Genomic DNA, 25778 nt, shown 5'->3' with positions numbered 1-25778 from the left:
TTTTCTGTTATGGCACGAAGTAAAGATTTTGATGAAGCCGAGGTACTGAGCAAGGCCGTTTGCATTTTTTGGCATAAGGGCTACAATGGTACGTCCATGCAGGATCTGGTGGAAGGTTTGGGCATAAGTCGTTCCAGTTTGTACGATACCTTTGGTGATAAACACGCTTTATATATTAAAGCCCTGGATAGCTATCAAAAAGCGGGGGATGACCAGATGTGCAACATCATAAAAGATGAAACATCGGCCAAAGAAGCTATCAAAAAGCTTTTGGAACTTACCACAACCTCATTGTTAAAAGATGAGCAGCGTAAAGGCTGCTTCATGGTAAACGCCGAAATTGAGCTTGCCGCGCATGATGCCGAGGTGAAGGAAATGATATGCCGCAACGAGCAGCAGTTTGAAAAAGCTGTTTACCTTGCTGTAAAAAAGGGACAGGATAGTGGTGAGATTCATAACCGACAAGATGCCCTGGCCCTGGCCCGGTTTATCATTAATGCCGTGCGTGGCATGCAGGTGTCGGCTAAGGCAACTGCCGACAAGGCATTTTTTGATGATATTATAAAAACGACCCTGTCGGTACTTGATTAAGCGGTTAGCGTTTGTTTCTTCCTCAATCTCATCCCCAGTAAAAACACCATTCCAATTCCTGCCATTACACTGCCTGTTTGCGGTATGTAATCGCCGTGTTTAACGTAAAAAGTAAGTTCGCTATTAAGGTTGATATCCTGTTTGATGGCCGTTTTAGTCCACCATTTGGTATGTTTAACAACATCGCCTCGTTGATTGATGAAGCCGGAGATACCGGTATTTGCCGATTGACAAACCCAACGTCGTGTTTCAATAGCTCGAAGTTTGGCGTATTGTAAATGCTGGTCTTTACCCGACGTGTTTTCCCACCAGCCATCATTGGTGATAATGGCGATAAATTGTGCCCCTTTTTTAACGGAGCGGGCAATATAGCCTCCCCATATCGATTCATAGCAGATAACGGGATCAACGCCGATGCCGCTTTGCGAGTAAAGCACTTTCGCGTCTTTGTCGGGAGCATAGTTACCTGTTGCGCCGCCTAAATGCTCAAATACAGGTTTCAGGAACGAGAGCGCTTCACCAAAAGGCATGGATTCGGCTCCGGGTACAAAACGCGATTTATGGTACGTCTGGATCCTGTCGCCATTTTCTAAATTAAGTGCAGTACTATAGAAATCAGCAAACTGGTCGCCGCCAAATGGTGAAGGTATTGCTGTTGGGGTAGCCCTGTTATTATAAAGCCTGTACGTTTCTGCCCCGGTAACCAGGTTGCCGTTAGGGTACTTGCGTAAAAAAAACTGGGCTTGTTTAATGAAAGTGTTTTGGCCTATCTGTTCTTCATTAATATAAACAGGCGCAGGGATAGCTGTTTCCGGCCAGATAAAAAACTCGGTATTGGGTTGCGCAACCTGCCTCGAAAGGTGGATGAGGATATCAACCTGCAAAGCAGGAGGAATGGTGCCATCCTTCTCATAAGGATCGATATTAGGTTGCGCGACAACAATGTTTGAAGGGTTTACTTCCTCAATATAATTGCTGTAAACGGATAAGGAATAGCCGATTGGCACTATGATGACGATCAGCAAAGCTCCGGACAATGCCAGCCGGGTTTTTTTTGCCTGGGCTTCACGGAAACTCGTGTAGATTAAAAAGGCCAGGATATTTGCAGTCCAGATCCATACGGTACCACCGTATACACCTGTGTATTCATACCATTGTATCCACTGATGCGCTACGGCAAAGCCATTGCCGAGTGTCATCCACGGAAAATAGAGGTCCCAGCTTTGGTGCAGGTATTCGTAGCCAATCCAGAAGCAAACCAGGCCAATGAGCGCTACCCAGCGGGGCGCGACCAGCCTCAATCGGTAATATAACCAGAAGGCAGCTGCCATCAGCAAGGGCCCAAGCGAATAGGGGATGAGCGTGATAGGAACAGCTACAAGCTCGCCCACTATTTTAAGCGCATTATAAACCCAGTAAACAGATAATGAGTTCCAGATAAAGAAGCCGATGAAAGTTACATTAAATACCCGCCTGCCTTTTTTAGGCTTATCATCATTAATGATGTTTTCGACAGCCAGCAGCATAGGCACAAAGCCAATGAAAAGTAAAAACGTAGTATAGGGAGTAGGTGGCCAGGCTATCCACAAAAGCAAGCCCGATAGTATGGCTAATGGTAGGTTTTTTTTCATGTAGAGTGATATTCACACGCGTCATTACAAGAAACGAAGCAATCCCCGGTGAGCATGGCAGCTCTGCAAGGTTTGGGATTGCTTCGTTCCTGGCAATGACGGATTTTTATTTAGTTATATTAAAATGTGTCATTGCGAGCGAAGCGTGGCAATTGCACGAAGACATATCCGCTCTGTATAGCATGCGATTGCCACGATTCGCCCGCAATGACATGGTTGTGTTTACCGGCTATTCTTCCTCCTCGTCCCTGTCATACTTTCCCTTTGCGGGCTTAGCAGTCGCCCCGGCCACGCACATTACAAATTCGCCTTTCATGGGGTGGGTTTCAAAGTATTGTTTTACTTCGATAACAGTACCCCGTACGGTTTCTTCAAACATTTTAGTAAGCTCGCGCGATACCGAGATCTGTCTGTCGGCACCAAAATAGGTAGCCATCTCATCCAGTGTTTTTAACAAACGGTGGGGCGATTCATATAGTATGATGGTGCGCTCTTCTTCGGCCAAAAACTTGTACCGGGTTTGACGGCCCTTTTTCAACGGTAAAAAACCTTCAAAACAAAATTTATCTGTCGGGAAACCAGAGTTAACCAGGGCCGGTACAAAGGCCGTAGCTCCCGGAAGGCATTCTACCGCGATATTAAACTTTAAAGCCTCACGTACCAGGAAAAAACCCGGATCAGAAATGGCAGGCGTACCCGCATCCGAAATAAGCGCGATGTTTTTACCTTCCAGCAAAAACTTAACAATCTCGTTGCTTGATTGGTGCTCATTATGCTGATGATGCGCGAACACTTTTTGATGGATTTCAAAGTGTTTCAACATCGGGGCAGAGGTACGGGTATCCTCGGCCAGTATCAAGTCCACCTCTTTTAGTATCCGGATAGCCCTGAAGGTCATATCCTCCAGATTACCTATCGGGGTGGGGACTAAGTATAGTTTGCCTGTTTGTGTTTGGTTCATGAGTTTTTAGTGGCAGTTGCAGTGGGTAGTTGCAGTTATCAGGCTATGTTCTAAAAAAAACTGCCGCTGCTACTTAAAACTGCTACTTAAAAAATATCTTTGCCTAAAAAATAAAATAATGCTGCAAGTTAGTTATATCCGTGATAACCGGGAACAGGTTTTGGAACGTTTGGCTGTAAAAAATTTTAAACAGCCCCAACTGGTTGATGAAATAATTGAACTGGACGACAAACGCCGTTCCACTCAAACCAGTATGGATAATGTTTCGGCCGAGGCCAATGCAGCTGCGAAACAAATTGGCGAGCTGATGCGCGGCGGCAAAAAAGAAGAAGCCGAAGGTATTAAAGCCAAAACAGGTGCATGGAAGGAAGAGATCAAAAAGCTTGGCGACCTGCTTACCATTACCGAAGAAGAATTATATCAGAAATTAGTATTGCTGCCTAACCTGCCACACAGCTCGGTACCTAAAGGCCTTACGCCGGAAGATAACGAAGTGGTTTTGGAAAACGGCGACAAACCGGAACTGCCTGCCGATGCTTTGCCGCATTGGGAGCTGGCAGCAAAATACAACCTCATTGATTTTGAACTGGGCGTTAAAATAACCGGAGCCGGGTTCCCTGTATACAAAAACAAAGGAGCTAAACTGCAACGCGCTTTGATCAATTATTTTATTGACGAGGCCGAAAAAGCAGGTTACAGTGAAGTTAGTGTACCTTTAATGGTAAACGAAGCATCAGGATTTGGTACTTCACAATTGCCGGATAAGGAAGGGCAGATGTACCATGTAGGTGTTGATAACCTGTACCTGATCCCTACTGCCGAGGTACCTATTACCAACCTGTACCGCGAGGTGATATTGAAGGAAGATCAGTTACCTGTACGTAACTGTGGCCATACCCCATGTTTCCGTCGCGAAGCAGGTTCATATGGTGCGCACGTGCGTGGTTTGAACCGCTTACACCAGTTTGATAAAGTGGAGATTGTAACCATTGCTCATCCGGATAAATCATATGAGATATTGGAACTAATGAGCAGCCATGTACAAGGATTGTTGCAAAAATTAGGTTTGCCATACCGTGTATTGCGTCTTTGTGGCGGCGATATGGGTTTTGGCTCAGCCTTAACTTATGATATGGAAACTTGGAGCGCTGCACAACAGCGCTGGCTGGAAGTATCATCAGTATCAAACTTTGAAACTTTTCAAAGCAACAGGCTTAAACTGCGTTTCCGTAATGCCGATGGTAAAACACAGTTGGCACATACGCTGAATGGTAGCGCGCTGGCCCTGCCACGTATAGTAGCCACGCTGTTAGAAAATAATCAGACTGAAAAAGGCATTAAAGTACCGGAAGTGCTTGTGCCTTATACTAAGTTTGAATGGATTGATTAAGTTTTTTAATCAGCTAATAACAAAAGCGCGCCATTGTGATATCCTCATAATGGCGCGCTTTTATTATAAAGCAATACAATCAATCGAAATTTTTGTCCCATCAGGGTCTCTCGGAGAGGACCCTGATGCTCTGCGCCATGCTATTGCAAAGCTTCGTTTCGTCACAACATATCTATTGGCTAATCAATCCAAATCTCCATTGCCAAAAGTATCCCCCTGGTTAATATCCCCGGTTTCGAACCCTTTTTTAAACCAATACATACGCTGGGCGCTGGTGCCATGGGTAAAGCTGTCCGGCTCAATATGTCCTTGAGCTTGTTTTTGCAGCCGGTCGTCGCCAATGGCATTTGCGGCATTTAGAGCTTCTTCTATGTCGCCTTTATCGAGTACGTTTTTCATGCTTTTTTCGTAATGTGCCCATACGCCGGCATAAAAATCGGCCTGTAATTCCAGCTTTACGGATAGTTTATTGTATGCACGTTCGCTAAGCCTTGAACGGGCCGCGTCCATTTTTTGTGAGATGCCCAGCAGGTTTTGCACATGATGGCCAACCTCATGAGCTATAACATAAGCCTGGGCAAAATCGCCGGCCGCGCCAAAACGGTTCTTAAGCTCGTCGTAAAACGAAAGATCGATATAAACCTGCGAATCGCCCGGGCAGTAAAACGGACCGCTTGCAGAGCTGGCCCTCCCACAGGCCGACTCAACATAGTCATTAAATAACGTCAGCTGAGGTTTTTCATAGGTACGGCCCATATCGTTAAAAAGCTTTGTCCAGATATCCTCCGTATCGGCCAAAACAACACGTACAAAGTGCTTTCCGGCATCTTCGGGGCCTTTGTTGGCTGTTTGCTCCTGCAGGGCGGGCTGATTGGTTGCCACCTGGTTAAGCAGGGCAGAAGGATCAACCCCGGTAAAGAAATAAATAGCAGCGGCTATCAGGCCAAGCACCCCGCCGCCTATGGCTAATCTGCCGCCACCACCGCCGCGTTCATCATTAACGTTATCGCTTTCGCGTCTGCCAAACCATTGCATATGCCTCCGGCTCCCTAAAGGGGGAGCCATAATCAAGAAAATGAAAAAAGCCCCTGTTTGTTTTAACAGAGGCTTCGGATTTTTTCGCTCCCCCTTTTAGGGGGCTGGGGGGCGCTTATTTCACAATCTCAAATACCGCCTGGATCTGGAAGTTGAGCTTAATGGTTTTGAAGCTGATATCCGAGTCACCAACGTTGCTGTCGGCCGAAGCTTTGAACATCATAGTGTTGGCATAAACACGTGGCTGAGGAAAACTGCTGTTATCGCTTTCGGTGATGTTAATGGCACCACCTAATTTTTCGCCAAGGGCAGCAAGTAAATAAGTTGCCTTATCGCGGGCGGCCAACAGGGCTTTAATTTTAAGGTCACGTTTCAAATCGGCCATTTTTGAATAGTCATAGCTTTCAATATTGGTAGACTGGATACCTTTAGGATCAATTTTCGACATGATCTGGTTAAACTTGTTCAAATCGCGAACACGTAAACCATATTGTTTGCTGGCCAAAAAGTCGGGTGCTTTTTTCTTTTGATAAGTGTTGTTCCAGGCCGATACATTGTTCACTGTAAAATCGGCCGACGGAATGCCGGCATCTTTAACGGCTTTTTCCAGTTGGTCTTCCAGATCATTAATGGCGATGTGTTTTTTGCCATCCATGTATTCCTGTAGTGATATGGTTACGTTTATAATATCAGGAGTAACTTCCTGTTCGGCAATACCTGTAACTTCAATTTTACGCCTAAGGTCAACGTTTTGGGCAAATGCTCCAACAGTAGTTGCTAATAGTGCGGCAAGGATAAATAGCTTTTTCATGTGTATTTTATTTGATGTTATGACTAAGGTAACGTGTATTTAGTTTAATATGTAACAGGAAGGCTACAATTATTTCCTAAAGCATTGGTATGCTTGTAAATAAATGAGGGGCTGGTTTTGTTTGGGGGATAGTCGATTATAAGAAATAAAAGGCCATTGGGGGATTTTAAGTGGGTTGGGCCGTGCGATTCCCTCCCCTGGGAGGGTGTAGGGAGGGGTTTTACCCGCTACCACTGCTTTTGCTGCTCCGAATTTCCAAACCCTTTACACCCTTTATGGTTATATTACAATACATTAAGTTATTGGGCTATGAGATCGATATGGAAAGGTTCGATAGGGTTTGGGTTGGTGAGCATCCCGGTTAAATTATATTCGGCAGTGCAAACCAGCTCGCTTGATTTTGATATGCTGGATAGCCGCGATCATGCCCGCATCCGTTATCAGCGGGTTAATGAAAACACCCATAAAGAAGTACCTTATGACAAAATTGTTAAAGGGTATAAGCTTGATGATGAATATGTGATCATGGATGAGCAGGATTTTGAAGATGCCGCGCCGGAAAAAAGTAAGGTAATTGAAATAGAAAGCTTTGTTGATATAGCCGATGTAAATCCCATGTTTTACGAAACCTCCTATTACACCGAGCCCGACACCAAAAACAATAAGGCCTATGCACTGCTCATCCAGGCCTTAACGCAATCAAAAAAAGCGGGGCTGGCGCGTTTTGTATTACGCAGTACCGAAAGCCTTTGTATTGTCCATCCGTTAAAAAATGTATTGGTAGTAACCCGCATTCGTTTTGCGCAGGAAATTCGTGATACGGAAGACCTTAACCTGCCCGATAAAATTGACGTGAGCAAAAAGGAGTTGGATATGGGGCTTACGCTAATTAATCAATATGCCGAGGATTTTGATGTATCCAAATTTAAAGATGAATACAACAATGAGTTACTTAAGATCATCGAGGCTAAATCAAAAGGCAAACGCGCGAAGGTTAAGAAACTTAAACCACGAAAAACCGGCAGCGATGATTTGTACGACCAGCTGATGGCCAGCTTAAAAACCAAGAAAGGGGCTTAGGTAAGTCTTAAGCTGGGAGTTGGAAGCCCTAAGTCACCCGGTAAATTCCTTAAAATCGGGCAGGCTGTATATTTTTTAGAACTTATAGTTGTAGGGCAAGACGATCAAGGGTACTTTATTGAGATAAAAATTCAAGCTAAAATTATCCTAATAATTAATTTACTTATTTAAAATAATAAAATTGGCGTTGTGTTTGTAGATGTTATTTCACAAAAACATTAAAACATCTACCATGGCAACAACTAAAGTAAAATCACCCGAACAAACCAACAATGTGCAGGAATCGGCCCTGAACGAATTGTTTATTGATGAACTAAAAGACATTTACTGGGCCGAGAAACACCTCTCAAAGGCATTGCCTAAAATGGCTAAGGCAGCAACTTCAGATGAGTTGCGTTCGGCTATTGAAAACCATCAGGCCGAGACCGAGCGCCAGATCATCCGTCTGGAGGATGCTTTCGCTTCTATAGGTCAAAAAGCTGTAGCTGTAAAATGCGAAGCGATGGCAGGTCTCATCAAAGAAGGAGAGGAAATTGTGGCTGAAACCGAAAAAGGTAGCATCACCCGTGATGCCGGTATTATTTCGGCCGCGCAAAAAATTGAGCACTATGAAATTGCTTCGTACGGTACGCTCCGTACACTGGCCAGTGTATTGGGTTATGAGCATGCCGCCGAGCTGCTTGACTCAACCCTACATGAAGAACGGACATGCGATAGCCTGCTTACCCAAATAGCCGAAGCCGGCATTAACCAGGCATCGAAAATTGAAAAAGCTTAACCATTTATTAGTTTTTTAAGAGCGGTTGTGAGGGAGTTATTCCTTGCGGCCGTTTTTTATTGGAGCGTATTGTTATCTAAAAAAATGTCATTTCGATAGAGCAGGGGAGGCCCGAGCGCTTGGGCGAAAGAGAAATCTTATACACCAAGCAAGACGGAATGACACATCGGTGAGCAGGACGTATAAGATTTCTCCTCGTTCCTCGTCGAAATGACATAAGGGCTTCATATTAAGCGTTCTCTTCAACGTTAATTAGATATTAATTAAAACATTTCTACAAACAATAGTTGGCAAATGCGGTTTATCGACAAAAAACCGACGCCCTATGAAACAATTCAGCCTGGTACTATTTGCCTTGTTATGTTGCTTTTACGATCATGTTTTTGCCCAGGATAAGTTAGATGGCGTTTATGCCGGATGTGAGTTCTCGCCAAGCCCCATATTTGGCGGTGGAATGAACAGGCGGGATGTTTCCGTATTGTTCAGGCCGGATGGTACGTTCAATGATTTGCTTAACCGGAACGACTGGCAAACCAATGTAAGCGGCAGATATACAATAAACAAAGGGGAGGTAACGCTTAAATATACCAAAAGCTCGTCTGTTTATACCATAACCAAGTACGGGAGCCTTTCTAATTACGCGCATGAGTTGTTCAAACTTCAGGGTAACATTATACCGGAAGGTTACTATTCATTTATCAGCGCTATGGGTGGCGGTGGCGCGGCCTATGGTACAACTTATGTTGGCGCTTTGAGTACACAGGGATTAAATTTTGATGGTAAAGGACATTTCAGCAATTCGCGCTATTCGGGTTCCGTTGTAGCCGGTGAAAATGTTGGTGGCGGCAGTTCAAGCAGCAAGGACGGTAGTGGTACCTATAAAATAAACAAGGGTGTACTTACGCTTACCTATACAGATGGCCATACCGAATTGCACAGCTTTTTTTGCGACATGGGCGGTAAAACCCGTATGGCTGTAGTTGATGGGCGGGTATTTTTTGTAGATAATAATGATAACGCCGCTTCTAATAATGCGAAGTCGTCAACTGTAGCAAAAAAAGCTTCTGGTAATTCTACAACTGCCGATAATAACGCTGTGCCCGATGGCAAAACATTGCTTTTAAAAGCTAATGCCGCGCACGGCGGCGATAAATTGAACGCTTTGAAAACAGCACGTTTGACCGGTTCTGTTTCGGGCTTAAAAGTTGTGGAGCTGATTGATATTCCAAATAGTAAGGTGCGCGTCGAAATATGGAAAAACGGCAAACCTGTTTCAGTGCAGCAAACAGAAGGCAATACCGGATGGCAGTGGAGCAGCGGCAACAAATCTGAATTGCCGGCCAATAGTGTGGCCGAAGTAAAAACTGCCCTGTACACCGGCGTTATCGGCTTACGTAAATCATTGCTTGATCAAATGCAGGTCATGAATACGCAAAAAATCCCCAACAATAATATGTACACCGTTCAATGCAAGTTAAACGGCAACGAATACGTGTTTGCTATAAATGATCAAAACCAACTGATGGCTTATGGCTATAAAGTTGGCGATAAAACACTTTTCTCCATGCTTTCAGATCTTCGGCCGGTACAGGGTATCACCATTCCGTATCGTGAGGCAACAACAAGCGGTCAGCAAAAGCTAAACATACAGTATGATAATATGGACGTAAACCCTGTGCTGGATGGGCAAAGCTGGGCGGTACCTGCCGGGAATTAATTTAGCTTGATAATTTATTGGGTTTCATGTACAGGTAATCATTCTTAAAGTCGAGGATCATATTAAACCGTTTCAAAAGCCCGTTGCCCAGATAGTTGATTTCAAAACCAAGCGGATTCTTATTGCTCAAAATAAGTGTAGGTATATTGGCAGTAGGGAAGCCATTGAGCCTGAACAGCGGCGCTTCCACTATTTTCATTTCATATTTTACCCCAAGCGGATCACTGATGGTTGACGATTTGATAAGCTTTAAATTGGCCGGAAAATTGTTTTTAGCTACCCATCCGCTATCCAGGATCAATGACTGATCGGAACCCGTATCCATCGTAAAATTGCCGATGTATTTTTTACCGGCTATTTCAAATGTTCCGGTAGCATAAGGAAACGACTTGATAAAGCCGATTTTCGACCGTTCGTAGCCTTTCAATCCTTTAGGCATTTTGTTATAAATGATTATGCGGTTGTTATCATAGTCAACCTCTACCTGTTTGCCTTCAAACAGGTTCCAGGCAAAGCGGCCATCCATTTCGTATGATGTTAATCCGGTGGGCAGTATCTCCTGGTTAAGCCAAACAGCCGTTCCCATCTGGAGCTTTTGGGCTTTATTCATTCCGTTAAAATTGGGCTTGGCTTTGCCTGCCAAAACATCGGCCTGGTTGGGAAGCAGCTTTGTCTTTTTTATAATAGCATCTCTTGTTAAATGAAAATCGAAAGAGCTTGCGTCAAAATGCAGGTTTAAAGTATCGGTATCATTCAGTATGGCCTTTACCGCTATGGCATTATAGGCTGAAAGTTTGAAAGGAATGGTATCGTTTTTAATTGATACCTGGTGTTTATCTACCGGTGGAATAGCGCTTGCTACCTGCGTATAACATGAATCCTTACCATTAAGCAGGATGATGAAATCATATCGTGTACCAGGCTTAACTTTCACCCTTATCGAATCAATATCGGTATAAAAAGTAACCCATTTGGTTTCCCGCGTTCTGTCAGCAGTATAGATATCGGGCCTTGTTTTCGGCGAAAGCGACCACGCGTTTTTATCCAGAAAGCCGCCATCATTAATAGCAACACTTTTTGATGTGGCCCGGATAACCGGCAACTTTGATTGAGCATTGACAACAGCGGCGACAGTTAGCAGGCACGCAGACAGAAAAATATGTTTCATTGTTTTCATGAGGTTAGGAGCCTAAATATACATCAGGAATAATTCTCACCAAAATACAGTTGTAAACGAGCTCCATCGATCACAAAAAACACAAAATTTAAAACTTTTAGGCAGTATCGGCTATTATATTGATATCTATGAAAATCATTAATTAAAAACAAAGTATTATGAACTCTCTCCTGTATATAATTGCAGTCATCCTGATTATAGGATGGGCAATTGGCGTATTCTTTACAACTGTAGGTGGCCTTATTCATATTTTACTGGTGATAGCCGTTATCGCGCTTTTATTAGGCGTAATAAGGCGGTCGACAGCGATATAAGGTTGATAGAAATATAAAGCTGAATAGGCTATCTCAAAAAGGAACCTTGATACGCTTGATTTACGGATTTCCCTGACTAAATCAGAATGTCTTTAAATCAAATGCATCAAGGTTTTTTGTATACTTGTTTTAAATCATCAGTGTAAATCCTAAAATCAAGCAAATCAAGGTTTGAAAAATAGATACATTTTACTAATAACCGCTTCGATAGCTGCCATCAGCGCATGCTCGCCTAAAGTACAGCCCTATGCCGCTACCAATAAAGTATATCATACACAAACCGACTCGTTAATTGAAATAATTAGCCGGGAGCAGCCTGCCATGTTGGTCGACAGCGCCGGCGGAGCCATTCCGTCGGAGTGGGTGGGCACCGTGAACTTCAACCTGCGTAAGCCTAATTATGTGATCATTCACTATACCGCACAGGATTCGGTTAAGCAAACCCTCAATACTTTCACGTTGGTAAAACCACAGGTGAGCGCGCACTATGTAGTGGGTAAAGACGGTAAGGTTTACCACATGCTTAATGATTACCTGCGGGCTTGGCATGCGGGCATCAGTAAATGGGGAAGCGTTAGTGATATGAATAGCTGCTCGATTGGTATCGAAATTGACAACAACGGGCACGAGCCTTTTAATGATATACAGGTTAAAAGTCTGCTGGCGTTGCTGGCCCAGCTCAAGAAAACCTATAACATTCCGCAGGCCAATTTTATAGGCCATCAGGATATAGCACCATTGCGCAAGCCCGATCCTGGGCCCTTGTTTCCCTGGAAACTGTTAGCCCAAAAAGGCTTTGGCTTTTGGCGGGAAGAACTGCTTGAACTTCCGCCGGATAATTTTGATTATGCCACAGCGCTTAAGCTAATAGGTTATGACATCAGTAACCTCCCTGTAGCTATTGTTGCTTTTAAACGCCATTTTGTTCAGACTGACGAAACACCAACAATGACACAACTGGATTTGAATATTCTTTATAACGTGTACAGGAAATATTAACCATCTGGCTTCCTAAAGGGAGAGCAGCAGGCAGTTTATCAGGTAAAATAATGATTATCTTTATCAAGCCTTTATAATATCATGCAAATAGCACCACACCCTTTGCTCTCGGGTATTGTTAAGCACTATTTAATTATAGCGCATGATGAACACGCTGCCATAAATTACCGCCTGTTTTCGGACGGTAACCCCGGAATGGTATTTCATTTAAAAGCGCCCTTGTTGCAGTACGACCAACATCATGTTGTCGCCAGTGAGCAACCGTACAGTTTTGTTTACGGGCAGATAACGCATTATAACGATATTGTTTCGGCTGGTGAATTGGCTATGCTGATAGTGGTTTTGCAGCCCAACGCGTTATTAACCCTCCTTGGTGTGGCTGCTTATGAACTTAATAACAATACTGTGCCCTTAAAAGATTTTTTTGGACAGGATGCCGCAGATCTTGAAGATCAGATCGCAAACGTCACGGATCTCTCCACTGCAGCAAGTATTACCGAACAATTTTTATTGAGAAAAATGACTTTTAAAGATAGGGGAGTAAGCATTACAGATCGCGCTATAAGCATCATTCAGAAGCACAGTGGGATCATTAATATTAAAAGCTTGCTGGATGTGCTGCCCGTAACAGAACGGCAGCTTGAGCGCAGGTTTAATGAGGAAGTAGGGATCTCTCCTAAAAAGTTTATCGACGCGGTTAAGTTTCAAAACTATCTCAAACAGCTTCAAAAGCTCACTTTGGTAAAAGAAGTAGGCAGTCTGAGTTATGCCTGCGGGTACTACGACCAGGCGCATCTTAACAATTTTTTCCGAAAGCATACGGGCGTTACTCCGTTGCAATACAAAGCCAATCATAATTTGCTGGCCATAAATTTTATGCCCCTCGCTTAAATTGACGTTTGTCGGTTTTTTACAATGGCTTTTGTTATGTTCCTGGTAGTTTTGGAATGTTAAAACAAGATCAGCATATGGAAAACCTAAGGATAGCCACGGCACAATTTGAAAATAAAAGCGGGGATAAGGCCTATAACTTATCAATCATTGAGCAAATGGCAGCCGATGCCGCGAGAAAAGGGGCCAAAGCCATAGCATTTCATGAATGTTCGGTAACTGGTTATACGTTTGCCCGGAATCTGGACAAAGCACAAATGCTTGACCTTGCCGAGGAAATCCCCAACGGACCGAGCATCATAGCACTGACCGAATACGCCCGGCGGTATGATATTGCCATACTGGCCGGTCTGTTTGAAAAGGATCAAGACGATAACCTATTTAAGGCTTATGTATGCGTTGATAAAACCGGACTGATTGCCAAACACCGCAAGTTACATCCTTTTATCAACCCGCATCTTTTACCCGGAACGGCGTATACCGTATTTGATTTATACGGATGGAAATGCGGCATACTTATCTGTTATGACAATAATATAATTGAAAATGTACGCGCGACCACGTTGCTTGGCGCCCAGGTAATTTTTATGCCGCACGTTACCATGTGTACACCATCAACCCGGCCAGGAGCCGGTTTTGTTGACGCTGAGCTATGGAAAAATAAAGAAGCCAATGCGCAACTGCTGCGACAGGAATTTGATAGTTTAAAAGGCAGGCAATGGTTAATGAAGTGGCTGCCTGCCCGGGCGTATGATAATGCCGTTTATGCCGTGTTCTCCAATCCGATAGGAATGGATGACGACCAGCTAAAAAATGGCTGCTCCATGATCATTGATCCATACGGGGATATCATGACTGAATGCCGGTCATTAGATAATGAATTTACAATAGCCGAGCTTACGCCAGATAAACTAACCAAAGCAGGCGGCTATCGTTACATCCAGGCCAGAAAGCCTGAGTTATATCGGGATATCATTGGCCAGGAGCATCAAAGCTTTCAAAAAGTGGTTTGGTTGTAAAATTAGGGTACCTGAGTAGGCTACAAACACGCCGTTGTAAATAAACTGGGCGGCTGTGCTTTCGTGCGGTTGCTTCGTTCCTCGCAATGACATGGTTTTATTATTTTCCCTCTTTTTTTCTTTCCCAACTCTGTCAGCAGGTAAGCTTCGGGCGAAAGCGGGCAGAACAATGGCGGCTTGTGCGGCTGCAGGGGGCATAGCAAGTTTTTGCAGAAGGGGAGGGCTATGAGCGAGCGAAGCTGGGCAAAATAATTGCAGCCCGTGGTTCTGTTCGCTTTGCGGGGTAAAGGCCTGTGCGGCAAAGAAGCCTATCCGCTGACTTGATTTTTGGTTCTTTTTATCAAGAAAAAGAACAAAGCCCTCCCGCGGCGATTGAGCGGGCCAATGATTGTTAAATACAATAAAGGGCACTTTAAAACAGATTAATCCCGAAACTCCATCCAACCCAACCGGTCCAGTTACGATTATCACGGATAAAAGAATGGTGCAGGTCCCGGACATAAGCATAGCCATCAACCGGAGTTCGTTGATCTGAATATAGAAAGTTTAATGATGGCCCGGCGAAAATGGAGAACTTGCGGCTTACCTTGTAAGTAAAATCCAGATTGAACTTATTAAGCTGATTGGTTTTTAACCAGGTGCCCTGGTACAGGTAACTTGAGCCTATTTCGGTATTAATAGCCAGATGTTGCCCCAAACCAAATTCCCGGCCGAAGCCCAATCCGAAGGAATAGAGTTTACTGTTTCCATCTACCCGCATACCGCCCTGCCAAATGGTGTACAGTTTATTGTTCCCATTTTTAAAGGCAAGGTTGATGTTCTGCGTTTCGTTAGTGGAAATAGCCAGTTTGTGGTAACCGCTATTGATAATATTCAGCAGACCAATGCTAAAACCCGACGAAGTATCAGCGATGTTCACCAACGCGAGTTGAACACCGGTAAGATGTTTGGCATAATTGAACAAGCCCGCCACCTGCAACCCGCCAAACTTTTGTTGGGCGATATTACCAACTCCTCCAATCTGCAGTGCGTCGGAGTTTTTACCAGCGATATTGCCTATCGCGCCCAACTGGATACCACGGACTGAACCCCGGGTATGGTTATAGAGCGCCGATAACTGCAGGCCATTCATGTTTTGTTTTACGCTGTTATGCAATAGCGCCAGTTGAATGCCCCGTACATTACCCAGCACATTGTTATACAAACCGCCAACCTGAATGCCATTAACGGATCCGCCGACAACGTTAAAGATGCCCGCTATCTGTACCGCGCCGACATCACCTTTATCCAAATTGAAAATGACACCCATTTCAAAACCATCTACACCGGCATTATACCCGCCGACAGCATTGAGCGAAACTACGTTTACCACCTGTCCGCTGAAATTGCCGTGAGTACTTACACCCGGTATGGCCGAAGCCTGGAATGGCGCCTGCGCAATCAGTCCGCCGAGATTAGCAGCCTGGATCTGTTGTTTGGTGGAGAGGAATAGCTTGCCCAGTGCAGTATTTTCAACACCCGAATAATCATCGCTTAATATATAACCTAATAGGCCGCGCTTTTTCTTCAGCGTGGTATCGGTGCTTCTTACATTAACATCTGCCAAAAAGGTAACGGTAGTGTCCTTGTAAAACTCCCTGCTGATGGTGAGGGTGATTGGCTGACCTTCATTGCGGAGCGTCATATCAAAATGGCCTTCTCTATCGGTTAACACCGATTGTAGTTGCTCATGCGAGTAAACGCTGGCGTTAGGCAGTTTGTGACCAGTTTGCTCATCGGTAACTGTTCCGCTGATGCTATAGCTATCGCCCTCGGTTGCGGCTTTGTCGGTAACTATGGTGAGTTGGAGGGGCGCATATCTCAGGATGATGAAATTCTTCGTCTCGCGGTATTCAAACCGGTAGCTGAGCATATGGTCAAGCACCTCTTTGATGGTCCAGTTATCGGCATTAACTGTTACAAGGCTGTCGGTTTTTACGATATTGCTATTGTACGAAAAGTAGAAGTTGCCCTTTTGCTCGATAGTTTTTAGTACGGTGCCCAGGCGCATTTCGGTTACATGTACAGATATGTTTTTGGATAGGATAGAATCGGCATGAGCGGTTAAGGCCGTGAGGAGGAGCAGGCAACAGGTATAGTTTAGGTAACGATGTAGTTTATACAACATAAATATCTAAAATTATGTCATTGCGAGGAGGAACGACGAAGCAATCGCATGCTATACAGAGCGGCCCTGCTGCCGTGCGATTGCCACGCTTCGCTCGCAATGACATGGTTTTATAGTAATGCCCGTTTCTATTTATAGTGCAGTGCTTACTTCAACACAATCCCCTTTTTCCCGCGCTCCACTTTAATCTTAAAGGTCTCAGAAATCACCAGCAGCGTTTCATCTAACGATTGATCGTTAAACACCGTGGTAATAGGCAGATTATTAATAGCCTTGTTGCCGATAACAATATGCGATCCGTAAATCTCATTCAGCGAACCTACCAGTTCATGTAGTGGGGTTTCGTCGCAAACCAGTTCGTGAGTTGCATAATAGTTATACAAACGACCTTTGATAATCTCCTTAGCCTGTAAACCGTCCTTTTTGGTAACCAGCACCTTTTCGCCGGGATTAAGGTTTACATTCTTGCTCTTCTCGCTAACGTTAACAATGCCCGTTTCCACAATTACCTGCGTTTTATCGTCGCGGCTTTTCACATTGAATGACGTGCCAACCACCCTAACTGTTACACCGTTCACCTTAATTATAAAAGGTTTTGTTTTATCAGGCGTTACCTTAAAGAAAGCTTCGCCCAGCATAGTAACCGGACGAATGGCGCCTGTAAACCTTTCCGGGTAAATAAGGGTACTGTGACTGTTCAGTGTAACCACCGAACCATCGGGCAGCGTTTGTATACGGGTTTTAGCCTCGCTCTCTATCTTTACAAAAGCAATAGCCCGGTTGTCATAATAATGGCTGATAGTTAGCCAGGCCACGGTACTAATCAATAGTAACGATGCCGCTATGCCAATCCACCAACTAAGTTTCATTTTGCGGACATGCACTGGTCGGGCTTCAACGTTCGGTGCTGTGTTGTTTAGCCTTTTTTGCAAGCGGAGATAGGCGGCATCTTCATCCAAGGCTTTGGTAGAGGCGATATGCTGGCTCTCATCCCAAATCAGTTTAAAATTATCAAACTCCTGCCTGTTAGCAGGCGAAGCGGCAATCCAGTTCTGTATAGCTTCCACCTCGGCGGACGTAGCTTCGCCAACCAGGTATTTCACCAGCAAATCATCATCTATGGGCATACCGGTATAGCTCATACAAACCAATTAATAAATAACAATAAAATAATGGGTAAAAATTCGGCCAGTTTCTGGCGCATCACCCGCAGCGCCTTGCCCATCTGGTTTTCGATAGTTTTGATAGAAAGCCCCATCTGATCGGCAATTTGCTGGTACTTAAGCTGCTCAAACCTGCTCAGCTGAAAAATGATGCGGCATTGCTCGGGCAGTTCGCTCAGGGCTTTTTCTATATGCTTTTGCAGTTCGGCCGTAAGCAGTTTTTTTGAAGCCGAATCATCGTTGCCTACCTGCTCCATTTCATCGGCATAATAAACGCCAAAATTGGCGCGTACCTTCTGGTGTTTTAAGTAGTTCAAACTTTCGTTATGTACAGATCGGTACAGGTAAGCCTTGATACTGCCATCGGTTTTAAGCTGATCGCGTTTTTCCCAAATGCGGCAAAAAACATTTTGTACTACCTCTTCGGCCATTTCATCATCCTTTAAAAAAGTGTAGGCGTAGGCATGCAGGCTTTTAAAGTGATCTTTAAAAAGTCGCTCAAAAGCCTTCTGGCTTCCCTGTTTAATTAAACCAATGGCCGTGCTATCGCTATATTCCACTTTAAGAGGGGAGATGTTAGCGCTAAAGATAGCTTGTTTGGCCGTTAAATTCATAGAGCCCAAATGTTAAAAATCAATCACGCCAGCTGAATCTGGATGGTGTATAATGTGTGATGGATATCAACCTTGCTGCACACACCATTGGTATAGCTGTAGAAATTGTAGTTACCATCGGGCAAGTCTATCCGGTATACATGCGGGCTCACCTGTTTAACCTGCAAAAACTGCTGAAAGTTATCAGAGTATACCTGCGCCTGGTTTTCGGGCTCCCGGCAGTACAACAACATCAGGTTGGCAGCAATTTGCTTTTGATCAACAGTTTTGCCGCATTTGCCTTCGGCGATAGTTTGATAACCTGAGGCAATGGCTTTGGTTTGGCGATTACACTTTTCGGTTCCGTTGACATTACGGCAAACCTGCGAACTGATGAGCTTGCCATTATTAAAAGTGCTCTCCTCCTGTATATCAACTTTAACGCTGAAAATGAAGCGCATTTTTACCTCGGAGATCATTTTGAGGTACAACTCATCGCCCTGGCGTTTCTGGTACAGGTTCATGTGGCCAACCACCTTGCCGCTGTGCAACACGTTGTACTTAACTGTTTGTTCCTGTGCAACAGCACCGGCAGCAAGGCATAATAAAGCAGCTACCATTGCAGCCCACCTAAGCGGACCGAATATATTTAACGTTGGGAAAGTTTTGTTTTGGAGGGCAGGCCGGATATATTTTTTAAATAACCAAATTATTAAAGCGGGTATCATGGGTAATTATTTTAAAGTGATTGAATAAAGCTTTTAACGCGTTTACTTTATTACAACACTCTAAATTTTTACCCCTATGCCTTTGCATTATTTTGTTTGATTAATTAATGTATACTATGTCTATCTGAATTATATAGATTCAAATATAGAAAAAATAAATGGAAAGAAAAGAGAAACTTAATTTTCAATATAATACCTAACCACCGGCACATCCGCTTCCGCCCAATCCAAAACTAATAATTCATCTTTAGCCACCCATTTAAAATCGAGATGTTCTTTAAGCAAGATCTCGCTGGCGATAATCCTACACACAAAGGGGATCAGTTGTATAGTAAAATTAGGATACTGATGTGTGTTAGCTGGCAAAGAAGAAACAATCTCAATATCCACATGAAGCTCTTCCTTAATCTCGCGGATGAGGCAGGCTTCGGCGGTTTCGCCGGGTTCAATTTTGCCGCCGGGGAACTCCCACTTTAGCGGCTGGTTCATGGTTGCGCTCCGCTGGGCGGCGAGAACGAGTCCGTCGGCATTAACAATAATAGCGCAGGTTACTTTGATCACGTTTCTAAGATAGGAGATTGGAAGAAGAAACAAGACGGCAAGAGTCAGGAAACAAGAATAATAAAAAACGTGAGCGCTGTGTGGCAACCGCACGGAGGAAGCATGGTCGCTCTGTATAGCATGCGATTGCCGCGTCGCGTCCCCGGCTCATTCCTATGCACGCTCCTCGCAATGACATTTTGGTAGTAAAAACAAAAGCGCGCCGGCCCGACAAAAAAGCGGGCCGGGGAGTATGGCCTGCGGGGGGAAGCATTTTTTTGTCTTGATGTTTGGTTGCTTTGCATCTAAGGTAAAGTAAAGGCCCCCGCGGCCAAGAGGGCGACGGTGTAGGTTGATACAACAATGCTCTTTTTAAAACCCGAGAATTTCAGCCTTCTTCAAAAAAACAAAAGAGAAGCGGGTTGCCTATCGTAGAAACACTCCCCTGCACCCCTCTCAAGAGGGGAAGTGCGCAGGCCCGGGCTTTTTCTTCCTTACGTTAAGTGTCACTCAGCACCAGTTGAGCGGCGGATTTAGGCGTAACCCTTGTTTTTATTCAACATATTGATTGTCAGGATATTGATATGTGATAATTTGAATTTCTGTTAACCCTGTTAACCCCCCGCTGCTGGCTCAAGTTAAGGCTATAGCGCAGGCAGGAGGGCGACGATGTATGCTATATTACAGCAAAGCCCTTTTCATAACAAGGAAAAAAAACTGCGGGTCGGGGGGCATATATCATCACAGAAACATGCCTCTATGCCCTTCTCAAGAGAGTAATAGCCCATCAAAAGGCAGTTAGATGGTTTTAAGGGAGTGGGCTGTGCGATTCCCTCCCCTGGGAGGGTGTAGGGAGGGGTTTCATCAACAGGCTTATTCGCTAAATGGTGTATAAACCCCTCCCTACCAATACGCAATCCCGACGCATCCCTCCCTTGGGAGGGATGCGTCAATAGATGGGCTGTTAGTCTCAAGAAGGAAATCGCACAGGGACATGCTTTTTTTAACCCTAAAAAGAAAGCCCCGATCCAAATAGACCAGGGCTTTCATATAAAATCACTTATAAAAACTTATTGAGCCGGGAACGCGCTACTGAAGTGCGAACCATCAGGGTAGATACCGGCAATAATAATATTGCCTTGTATTGGTTTTACAATTGCCCTGTCAATATCATCAATACTGCCGATGGCTATTTTATTGATGCTGGTGATCACCACACCTTCAGGAATTTCGGCAGCATCAAATAAACCACCTTCACGTACCTGGGTTACCAGTACACCACCGTTAACATGCAGTTTTGCTTTTTCGGCTGGGGTTAAAGCGTGGAAGCTTGCCCCCAGTTTGTTAAACAGCTCTTCGGCCGATTTAGATGTGGCTGCAGTACGGTTAGTTGCCGGTGCCGCGTCGCCTTTAAGGGTTACCGCGAAATCTTTATCCTTGCCATCGCGCAATACGGTGACGTTGATCTTGTCGCCAGGTTGCAAACGACCTACACGTTCCTGCAAGTCGGATGATTCATAAACCTGCTGACCTTCAACTTTAACAATGATATCGCCTTTCTTTAAACCTGCCTGCTCGGCGCCACCGCCCGGTACAAGATCATTAACATATAAACCATTGGTGGTTGTTACGTCGAGTTTTTGAGCTACATCAGGGTTAAGTTCGGTGAAAGTAACACCTACGAAACCACGTTTCACGGTACCGAATTTTTTGATATCGTTCAATACTTTTTTAGCCAGATTAACCGGGATAGCAAAACCATAACCTTCGTATGAGCCGGTGTGCGAAGCGATAGCGGCGTTAATACCAATCAGCTCGCCACGGGTGTTAACCAGCGCGCCACCACTGTTTCCAGGGTTAATGGCCGCGTCTGTTTGAATAAACGACTCGATAGCTTTATTCAATTTTGGAGCTGTTTGCTGACGGGTACGGCCGAACGGATTTTCGTCCGAATTATCTTCGCTGCCTATGATGCCTATATTACGGCCTTTGGCGCTGATGATACCGGCTGTAACGGTTGATGTTAAGTTAAAAGGGTTACCAACGGCTAAAACCCATTCGCCAACTTTAGCGTCGTCGCTGTTGCCTAATTTTACAATAGGCAGGTTGGTAGCGCTCACTTTAATCAGGGCAAGGTCGGTGCTTGGATCGGTACCGATAACTTTGGCGCTAAATGTACGGTGATCATTGGTGGCAACAGTAATTTTGTCGGCCTTTTCAACCACGTGGTTGTTGGTTACGATATAGCCATCAGGCGAAATGATAACGCCCGAACCAGATGCCATTTGCGGACCTTGCGGACGCGAACGCTGACCAAACATATCGCCAAACATTTGCTCCAGCTGATCCTGACCGCCACCGCTGGCTTTGCTGCTATACGTGGTGCGGATGTAAACAACCGCGGGGGTAGCTACGGCAGCCGCTTGTGTAAAATCCAGATCGCCGGTTGATGATACCGGAGCCGACGGGTTGCTGGTAAAATATACTTTCTGTTTGTCCTCAAAGCTCATGTTGTCTGAGTACTTGTTTTCGATAACCTTGTATACCCCTAAGGCCATCGCCCCTCCAACAAAAGCGGTTAATAGTGTTAAACCTATCTTTTTCATTTATAATTTGCCTTTCTTATTATTAAGTTTACTTATTTTACAAATCAAATTTAATACCATATAGACGAGATAATCAACGATAAGTTATTGTGTTTTATGTTAAAATTTGTTAAATAGATCAACATTGGCTTTTTTGATTGTTAGCACGGGTTTTGCTAACATTAATGAGCTGACATTAAATAGTATAATAACGTGAATTTACATTTTTATAAGTACCAGGGCGCCGGAAATGATTTTATTTTGATAGATAACCGCGATAATAGCGTTGATCATCACAATCCTAAGCTAATTTCAAGCCTTTGCGACCGCCGTTTTGGTATTGGGGGCGATGGCCTCATGTTGCTGCAAAACAAAGAAGGGTACGATTTTGAGATGGTTTATTACAATGCCGATGGTCAGCCGAGCAGCATGTGCGGCAATGGCGGTAGGTGCATTGTGGCTTTTGCCAAATTTTTAGGCGTTATTGAATCCGAAACTGAATTTTTGGCTGTCGATGGTCCGCATTATGCCAAAATTTCAGACGAGGGCGATTGGGTGAGCCTGCAAATGATAGATGTAAACGATGTTAGTAAAGATGCTGAAGCCTATGTACTCAACACCGGCTCGCCGCACTACGTAAAGCTGGTTGATGGCCTTGCCGAACGCGATATGTATACCGAGGGCTATGCCATCCGTAATAATGAGATCTATCATGAAAAAGGCATCAACGTAAACTTTGTTGAACCTGCCGAAGACGGTTATTTTGTACGCACCTTTGAGCGTGGGGTAGAGGATGAAACTTTTGCCTGCGGTACGGGTGTTACAGCGGTAGCATTAGCCATGGCGCAACATAACGAACAAACAGGACATATCACCACTCCTATAAAGGTATTGGGCGGTAACCTCAACATTCGCTTTGATTATGATGGCAAAGCTTTTACCGATATCTTCTTAGAAGGTCCGGCTGTTAAGGTTTTTGAGGGAGAAGTTGTTGTTTAAGAATCAAGACTGTTAGATTCAGGAATCAAGAAATAGAATAACAAAGGGCGCTAATTAAAGCTATGTCATTGCGAGGAGGAACGACGAAGCAATCGCGTAGCTATGCAGATCGGACATCCATTGGCTACGAGATTGCCACGCTTCGCTCGCAATGACATTTATGTAAAAGGGCTTAATGTACCGGTTTTAGTAAGTTGAAAAACGTTCCATCCATTATAACATCGCCGATGGCTTCAAAGGCGGTTTTGCGAGAGGCTTCCTGCTTCATGTCTTCAGCGTAAAAAATATGATCAACGCCTAAGGTTTTCAGGAAAGGATCGACTTTAGAGTGCCATTTATTTTTATAGCAGCAAATTTTGATGCCTTTGTATGCGGGGTTTGAACTTAAGCGACGAAGGATTTTTTCGATATCCTGAACAAGATAGTCGTAATCGAGAATGAGCAGGTTGGGTTTGATATCATGTATGACCGGAAAGATAGCCGCGGTTGTTGAAATATGTTTAAAAACCTTGTTATTAGGCAATACCTCAAGCCCAACTACATGTGGGGCAACCAACAGTACAACTTTAGACCGTACACGGATCATGATCAATCAATTAGGATGCTTAAAATTAGCGTTAAATTTCTACTTGTCAAGCATTTATTAATTAATTTAATAAAGATTCTACTCTTATAATTAAATCTTCATAAAGTAATACCTTTTATCATTTTCGGTTTTTATAATTTTAATATTAAATTAACTTTTGCGATAATTTTTACACCTCGCTTATAATATTTGCTTTTCTCCGCCTTTTCCAACGCCTGATCAGCAGCAGAAGGATGACAGCGCCTATCATTAAAGGCCACAATGCTATAAGCGCGAAAAACAGGTTTTGTAAAACTTCCCAGCCTTCGCCAAGTGCAGTTTTAAATTTATAACCAAAGCCGTTACCAGTGTTTACTTCTCCCGTATGCCGGGTATAAAAGCTGATATCAAGCGAGCTGTAACTAACCTGGCTGCTCAGGTAATTAAGTTGCCCCTGAGCCGAATCAATGGTTGTACGGATACCGGCCAGTTTATCCTCTATCGCCAGCAGATCGGTCATTTTGGTTGCTTTGGCTGCCAGTTGCAGATAACGTTGTTCTAACTGTTTGTTATTGCCGATCTCGGCACGAACATCAATAAACTGTGTGGTTACATCACGGATGTGGATATTTTTTGATTCTATGTGATCTGAGCTGGATGTTAGGTTGTTTAAAAACACATCGAAGTTTTTGGAGGGCACCCTGATCTTGAGGCTATACTCTTTTTGATTGGTTTCGCTGCTGGTAGTTTCGTTTTCTTCAGCAAGATAACCGCCTAACTTTTTTAGTGAAGAGACGATATTTTGTTTAGCCGCCTTTGGGTTACCTGTTTCAAAGCGAATATCACCTTCCTTAATGATCTTTTTGGCGGTATCGGCAAGATTAGGCGCGGCCGGTTTAGCTATATTGTTATCTTCCAGCTGATCGGCAGCTGTAATGCTCTTTTCTTCTACAGTAGGAGGTGGCGTTAACACTACGTCTTGCACCTTTACTTTTTGTTCTGTATCATGTTTGCATGATGTTAGTACAAGCAAAAAGCTTATCGACAGGAGAAAATAGGTTTTCATAATAAGGCTGTTTAATTGTTTTAGATTAAACGCCATTGGCCTTATTAAATTGTATCAAAACAAAGTTTTGAAGAATTTAATTTTGTTTTTACTAAATAGATAAAATTAAATTTTATCTATTTGAGCTTTTCATTGTTTTTATGCCGTTCGGCATCGCGGATACTTTTCTTCTGCATATTTTTTTCAAGGGCTTCGGTAAGGTCGATGCCGGTTTGATTGGCCAGGCAAATGAGCACGAAAAGCACATCGGCCATTTCATCGGCAAGGTTAACTTCGGTATCCGATTTTTTGAATGATTGCTCGCCGTATTGTCTGGCCATAATGCGGGCTACTTCGCCAACCTCTTCCATTAAGATGGCGGTGTTGGTGAGTTCGTTAAAGTACCGGATCCCCATTGTTTTTATCCAGTTATCTATCAGTTTTTGTGCTTCGCTGATCTCCATAAAACAGTTTTATTGTGGCCGAATTTCATGAAATTTTTTGGATTGGGGCGAATGGATACTTACCGAAAACAAAATGAAAATACATTGTAAGGTTTCGTCGCCCGGGCCGACTAAAGGGCAAACAACTTAAAAAATCAAACATGAAAACCAGATCAATCATTTCAGGCGCTTTTATCGCCATTTTTGCTATTGCCGGCCTTACAGTTAATGTACAGGCTAAAACATCGGCTCCTTTGCATAATACCGTTTTACTTAGTGATACCGGTAAAATGAAAAAGGATAAGATGAGTAAAGACAAAATGAGTCATGATAAAATGGCCTCAGATAAAATGGGCAAAGACAAGATGGGTTCGGACAAGATGAGCCACGATAAAATGGCATCAGACAAAATGGGCGCTGATAAAATGTCAAAAGACAAAATGGGTTCAGATAAAATGAACCACGATAAAATGTCTAAAAGTAAAATGAGTAAAGGTAAAATGGGCAAAGACAGCTCAGGTAAAATGTAACCTTGCTTTTGTTTTGTGATTGTTTA

Annotated in this window: 26 protein-coding genes; 11 read left to right on the top strand and 15 right to left on the bottom strand. The window is 43.9% G+C overall.

Annotation, left to right across the window (positions count from 1 at the left end):
• The first annotated feature begins 9 nt into the window (after positions 1-9).
• Positions 10-591, top strand: a complete 582-nt coding sequence (locus tag EAH55_RS01770; RefSeq protein ID WP_121808242.1) for a TetR/AcrR family transcriptional regulator — start codon at positions 10-12, stop codon at positions 589-591.
• Here the strand turns inward: EAH55_RS01770 and lnt are convergent.
• Positions 588-2222: an apolipoprotein N-acyltransferase gene (gene lnt / locus EAH55_RS01765; protein ID WP_121808241.1), complete on the bottom strand. Its 1635-nt coding sequence runs from the start codon at positions 2220-2222 to the stop codon at positions 588-590. The two genes, EAH55_RS01770 and lnt, sit on opposite strands and share 4 nt — an antisense overlap.
• A gap of 229 nt (positions 2223-2451) precedes the next feature.
• Positions 2452-3183, bottom strand: coding sequence for a 16S rRNA (cytidine(1402)-2'-O)-methyltransferase (gene rsmI, locus EAH55_RS01760; RefSeq protein ID WP_121808240.1), 732 nt, complete (start codon positions 3181-3183; stop codon positions 2452-2454).
• A gap of 118 nt (positions 3184-3301) precedes the next feature.
• Here rsmI and serS point away from each other — a divergent pair, with 118 nt between their 5' ends.
• Entirely contained in the window at positions 3302-4573 is a 1272-nt protein-coding gene (serS, locus tag EAH55_RS01755) for a serine--tRNA ligase (RefSeq protein WP_121808239.1), read from the top strand.
• Between the two features lie 183 nt (positions 4574-4756).
• Here serS and ypfJ read toward each other — a convergent pair whose 3' ends face one another.
• Positions 4757-5608, bottom strand: coding sequence for a KPN_02809 family neutral zinc metallopeptidase (gene ypfJ / locus EAH55_RS01750; RefSeq protein ID WP_121808238.1), 852 nt, complete (start codon positions 5606-5608; stop codon positions 4757-4759).
• 115 nt (positions 5609-5723) lie between these two features.
• Positions 5724-6419: an SIMPL domain-containing protein gene (locus tag EAH55_RS01745; protein WP_121808237.1), complete on the bottom strand. Its 696-nt coding sequence runs from the start codon at positions 6417-6419 to the stop codon at positions 5724-5726.
• Between the two features lie 309 nt (positions 6420-6728).
• Here EAH55_RS01745 and ku point away from each other — a divergent pair, with 309 nt between their 5' ends.
• The 3 genes from ku (at position 6729) to EAH55_RS01730 (ending at position 9994) form a co-directional block, all read left to right on the top strand.
• Positions 6729-7499, top strand: coding sequence for a non-homologous end joining protein Ku (ku, locus tag EAH55_RS01740; protein WP_121808236.1), 771 nt, complete (start codon positions 6729-6731; stop codon positions 7497-7499).
• A 232-nt stretch (positions 7500-7731) separates the two neighbouring features.
• Positions 7732-8277 carry a YciE/YciF ferroxidase family protein gene (locus EAH55_RS01735; RefSeq protein WP_208644769.1) on the top strand — a complete coding sequence of 182 codons (546 nt, stop codon included), beginning with the start codon at positions 7732-7734 and terminating at the stop codon, positions 8275-8277.
• A 325-nt stretch (positions 8278-8602) separates the two neighbouring features.
• The gene (locus EAH55_RS01730; RefSeq protein WP_121808235.1) at positions 8603-9994 is read left to right on the top strand and encodes a hypothetical protein; all 1392 of its coding nucleotides are present in this window, start codon (positions 8603-8605) and stop codon (positions 9992-9994) included.
• A 1-nt stretch (position 9995) separates the two neighbouring features.
• Here EAH55_RS01730 and EAH55_RS01725 read toward each other — a convergent pair whose 3' ends face one another.
• The gene (locus EAH55_RS01725) at positions 9996-11162 is read right to left on the bottom strand and encodes a hypothetical protein (RefSeq protein WP_162996715.1); all 1167 of its coding nucleotides are present in this window, start codon (positions 11160-11162) and stop codon (positions 9996-9998) included.
• Positions 11163-11329: 167 nt separating this feature from the next.
• Between EAH55_RS01725 and EAH55_RS01720 the strand changes: the two genes are divergently transcribed.
• From EAH55_RS01720 to EAH55_RS01705, 4 genes are all read left to right on the top strand, one after another.
• Entirely contained in the window at positions 11330-11485 is a 156-nt protein-coding gene (locus tag EAH55_RS01720; RefSeq protein WP_112568370.1) for a lmo0937 family membrane protein, read from the top strand.
• A gap of 171 nt (positions 11486-11656) precedes the next feature.
• Positions 11657-12484, top strand: coding sequence for an N-acetylmuramoyl-L-alanine amidase (locus EAH55_RS01715; RefSeq protein WP_208644768.1), 828 nt, complete (start codon positions 11657-11659; stop codon positions 12482-12484).
• Between the two features lie 81 nt (positions 12485-12565).
• Positions 12566-13375, top strand: coding sequence for an AraC family transcriptional regulator (locus EAH55_RS01710; RefSeq protein ID WP_121808233.1), 810 nt, complete (start codon positions 12566-12568; stop codon positions 13373-13375).
• A gap of 77 nt (positions 13376-13452) precedes the next feature.
• Complete coding sequence (locus tag EAH55_RS01705; RefSeq protein ID WP_121808998.1) at positions 13453-14394, top strand: nitrilase family protein; 942 nt, start codon at positions 13453-13455, stop codon at positions 14392-14394.
• Here the strand turns inward: EAH55_RS01705 and EAH55_RS01700 are convergent.
• From EAH55_RS01700 to EAH55_RS01670, 7 genes are all read right to left on the bottom strand, one after another.
• Positions 14335-14805: a hypothetical protein gene (locus EAH55_RS01700; RefSeq protein ID WP_121808232.1), complete on the bottom strand. Its 471-nt coding sequence runs from the start codon at positions 14803-14805 to the stop codon at positions 14335-14337. The two genes, EAH55_RS01705 and EAH55_RS01700, sit on opposite strands and share 60 nt — an antisense overlap.
• 1 nt (position 14806) lies before the next feature.
• Positions 14807-16561, bottom strand: a complete 1755-nt coding sequence (locus EAH55_RS01695; RefSeq protein WP_121808231.1) for a carboxypeptidase-like regulatory domain-containing protein — start codon at positions 16559-16561, stop codon at positions 14807-14809.
• A 146-nt stretch (positions 16562-16707) separates the two neighbouring features.
• A complete protein-coding gene (locus EAH55_RS01690; RefSeq protein ID WP_121808230.1) occupies positions 16708-17703 on the bottom strand; it encodes a FecR domain-containing protein in 996 nt (331 codons plus the stop codon).
• Positions 17700-18338, bottom strand: a complete 639-nt coding sequence (locus tag EAH55_RS01685; protein ID WP_114939501.1) for an RNA polymerase sigma-70 factor — start codon at positions 18336-18338, stop codon at positions 17700-17702. The genes EAH55_RS01690 and EAH55_RS01685 overlap by 4 nt, the downstream gene beginning before the upstream one ends.
• A 23-nt stretch (positions 18339-18361) precedes the next feature.
• Positions 18362-19045 (bottom strand): DUF6134 family protein, encoded by a 684-nt coding sequence (locus EAH55_RS01680; protein ID WP_121808229.1) that lies wholly within the window; start codon positions 19043-19045, stop codon positions 18362-18364.
• A gap of 177 nt (positions 19046-19222) precedes the next feature.
• Positions 19223-19606 carry a (deoxy)nucleoside triphosphate pyrophosphohydrolase gene (locus EAH55_RS01675; protein ID WP_121808228.1) on the bottom strand — a complete coding sequence of 128 codons (384 nt, stop codon included), beginning with the start codon at positions 19604-19606 and terminating at the stop codon, positions 19223-19225.
• A 1049-nt stretch (positions 19607-20655) separates the two neighbouring features.
• The gene (locus tag EAH55_RS01670; protein ID WP_121808227.1) at positions 20656-22191 is read right to left on the bottom strand and encodes a Do family serine endopeptidase; all 1536 of its coding nucleotides are present in this window, start codon (positions 22189-22191) and stop codon (positions 20656-20658) included.
• Between the two features lie 192 nt (positions 22192-22383).
• Between EAH55_RS01670 and dapF the strand changes: the two genes are divergently transcribed.
• Positions 22384-23169, top strand: coding sequence for a diaminopimelate epimerase (dapF, locus tag EAH55_RS01665; RefSeq protein ID WP_121808226.1), 786 nt, complete (start codon positions 22384-22386; stop codon positions 23167-23169).
• A 172-nt stretch (positions 23170-23341) separates the two neighbouring features.
• Here the strand turns inward: dapF and EAH55_RS01660 are convergent, their stop codons facing one another.
• The 3 genes from EAH55_RS01660 to EAH55_RS01650 all read right to left on the bottom strand — a co-directional run bounded on the left by EAH55_RS01660 (position 23342) and on the right by EAH55_RS01650 (position 25243).
• The gene (locus tag EAH55_RS01660) at positions 23342-23755 is read right to left on the bottom strand and encodes a hypothetical protein (protein WP_114939495.1); all 414 of its coding nucleotides are present in this window, start codon (positions 23753-23755) and stop codon (positions 23342-23344) included.
• Between the two features lie 169 nt (positions 23756-23924).
• Positions 23925-24800: a DUF4349 domain-containing protein gene (locus EAH55_RS01655; RefSeq protein ID WP_162996714.1), complete on the bottom strand. Its 876-nt coding sequence runs from the start codon at positions 24798-24800 to the stop codon at positions 23925-23927.
• A 116-nt stretch (positions 24801-24916) separates the two neighbouring features.
• Positions 24917-25243 (bottom strand): nucleotide pyrophosphohydrolase, encoded by a 327-nt coding sequence (locus EAH55_RS01650; protein ID WP_121808224.1) that lies wholly within the window; start codon positions 25241-25243, stop codon positions 24917-24919.
• Between the two features lie 140 nt (positions 25244-25383).
• On the opposite strand from EAH55_RS01650, the gene EAH55_RS01645 reads away from it, so the two are divergent.
• Positions 25384-25752 (top strand): pentapeptide MXKDX repeat protein, encoded by a 369-nt coding sequence (locus EAH55_RS01645; protein ID WP_121808223.1) that lies wholly within the window; start codon positions 25384-25386, stop codon positions 25750-25752.
• Positions 25753-25778 lie beyond the last annotated feature (26 nt).

Source organism: Mucilaginibacter kameinonensis, assembly GCF_003675385.1.
GTDB lineage: Bacteria > Bacteroidota > Bacteroidia > Sphingobacteriales > Sphingobacteriaceae > Mucilaginibacter > Mucilaginibacter kameinonensis.
Note: the sequence above shows the minus strand (reverse complement) of the source record. Positions and strands in the feature narration are given on the sequence as shown.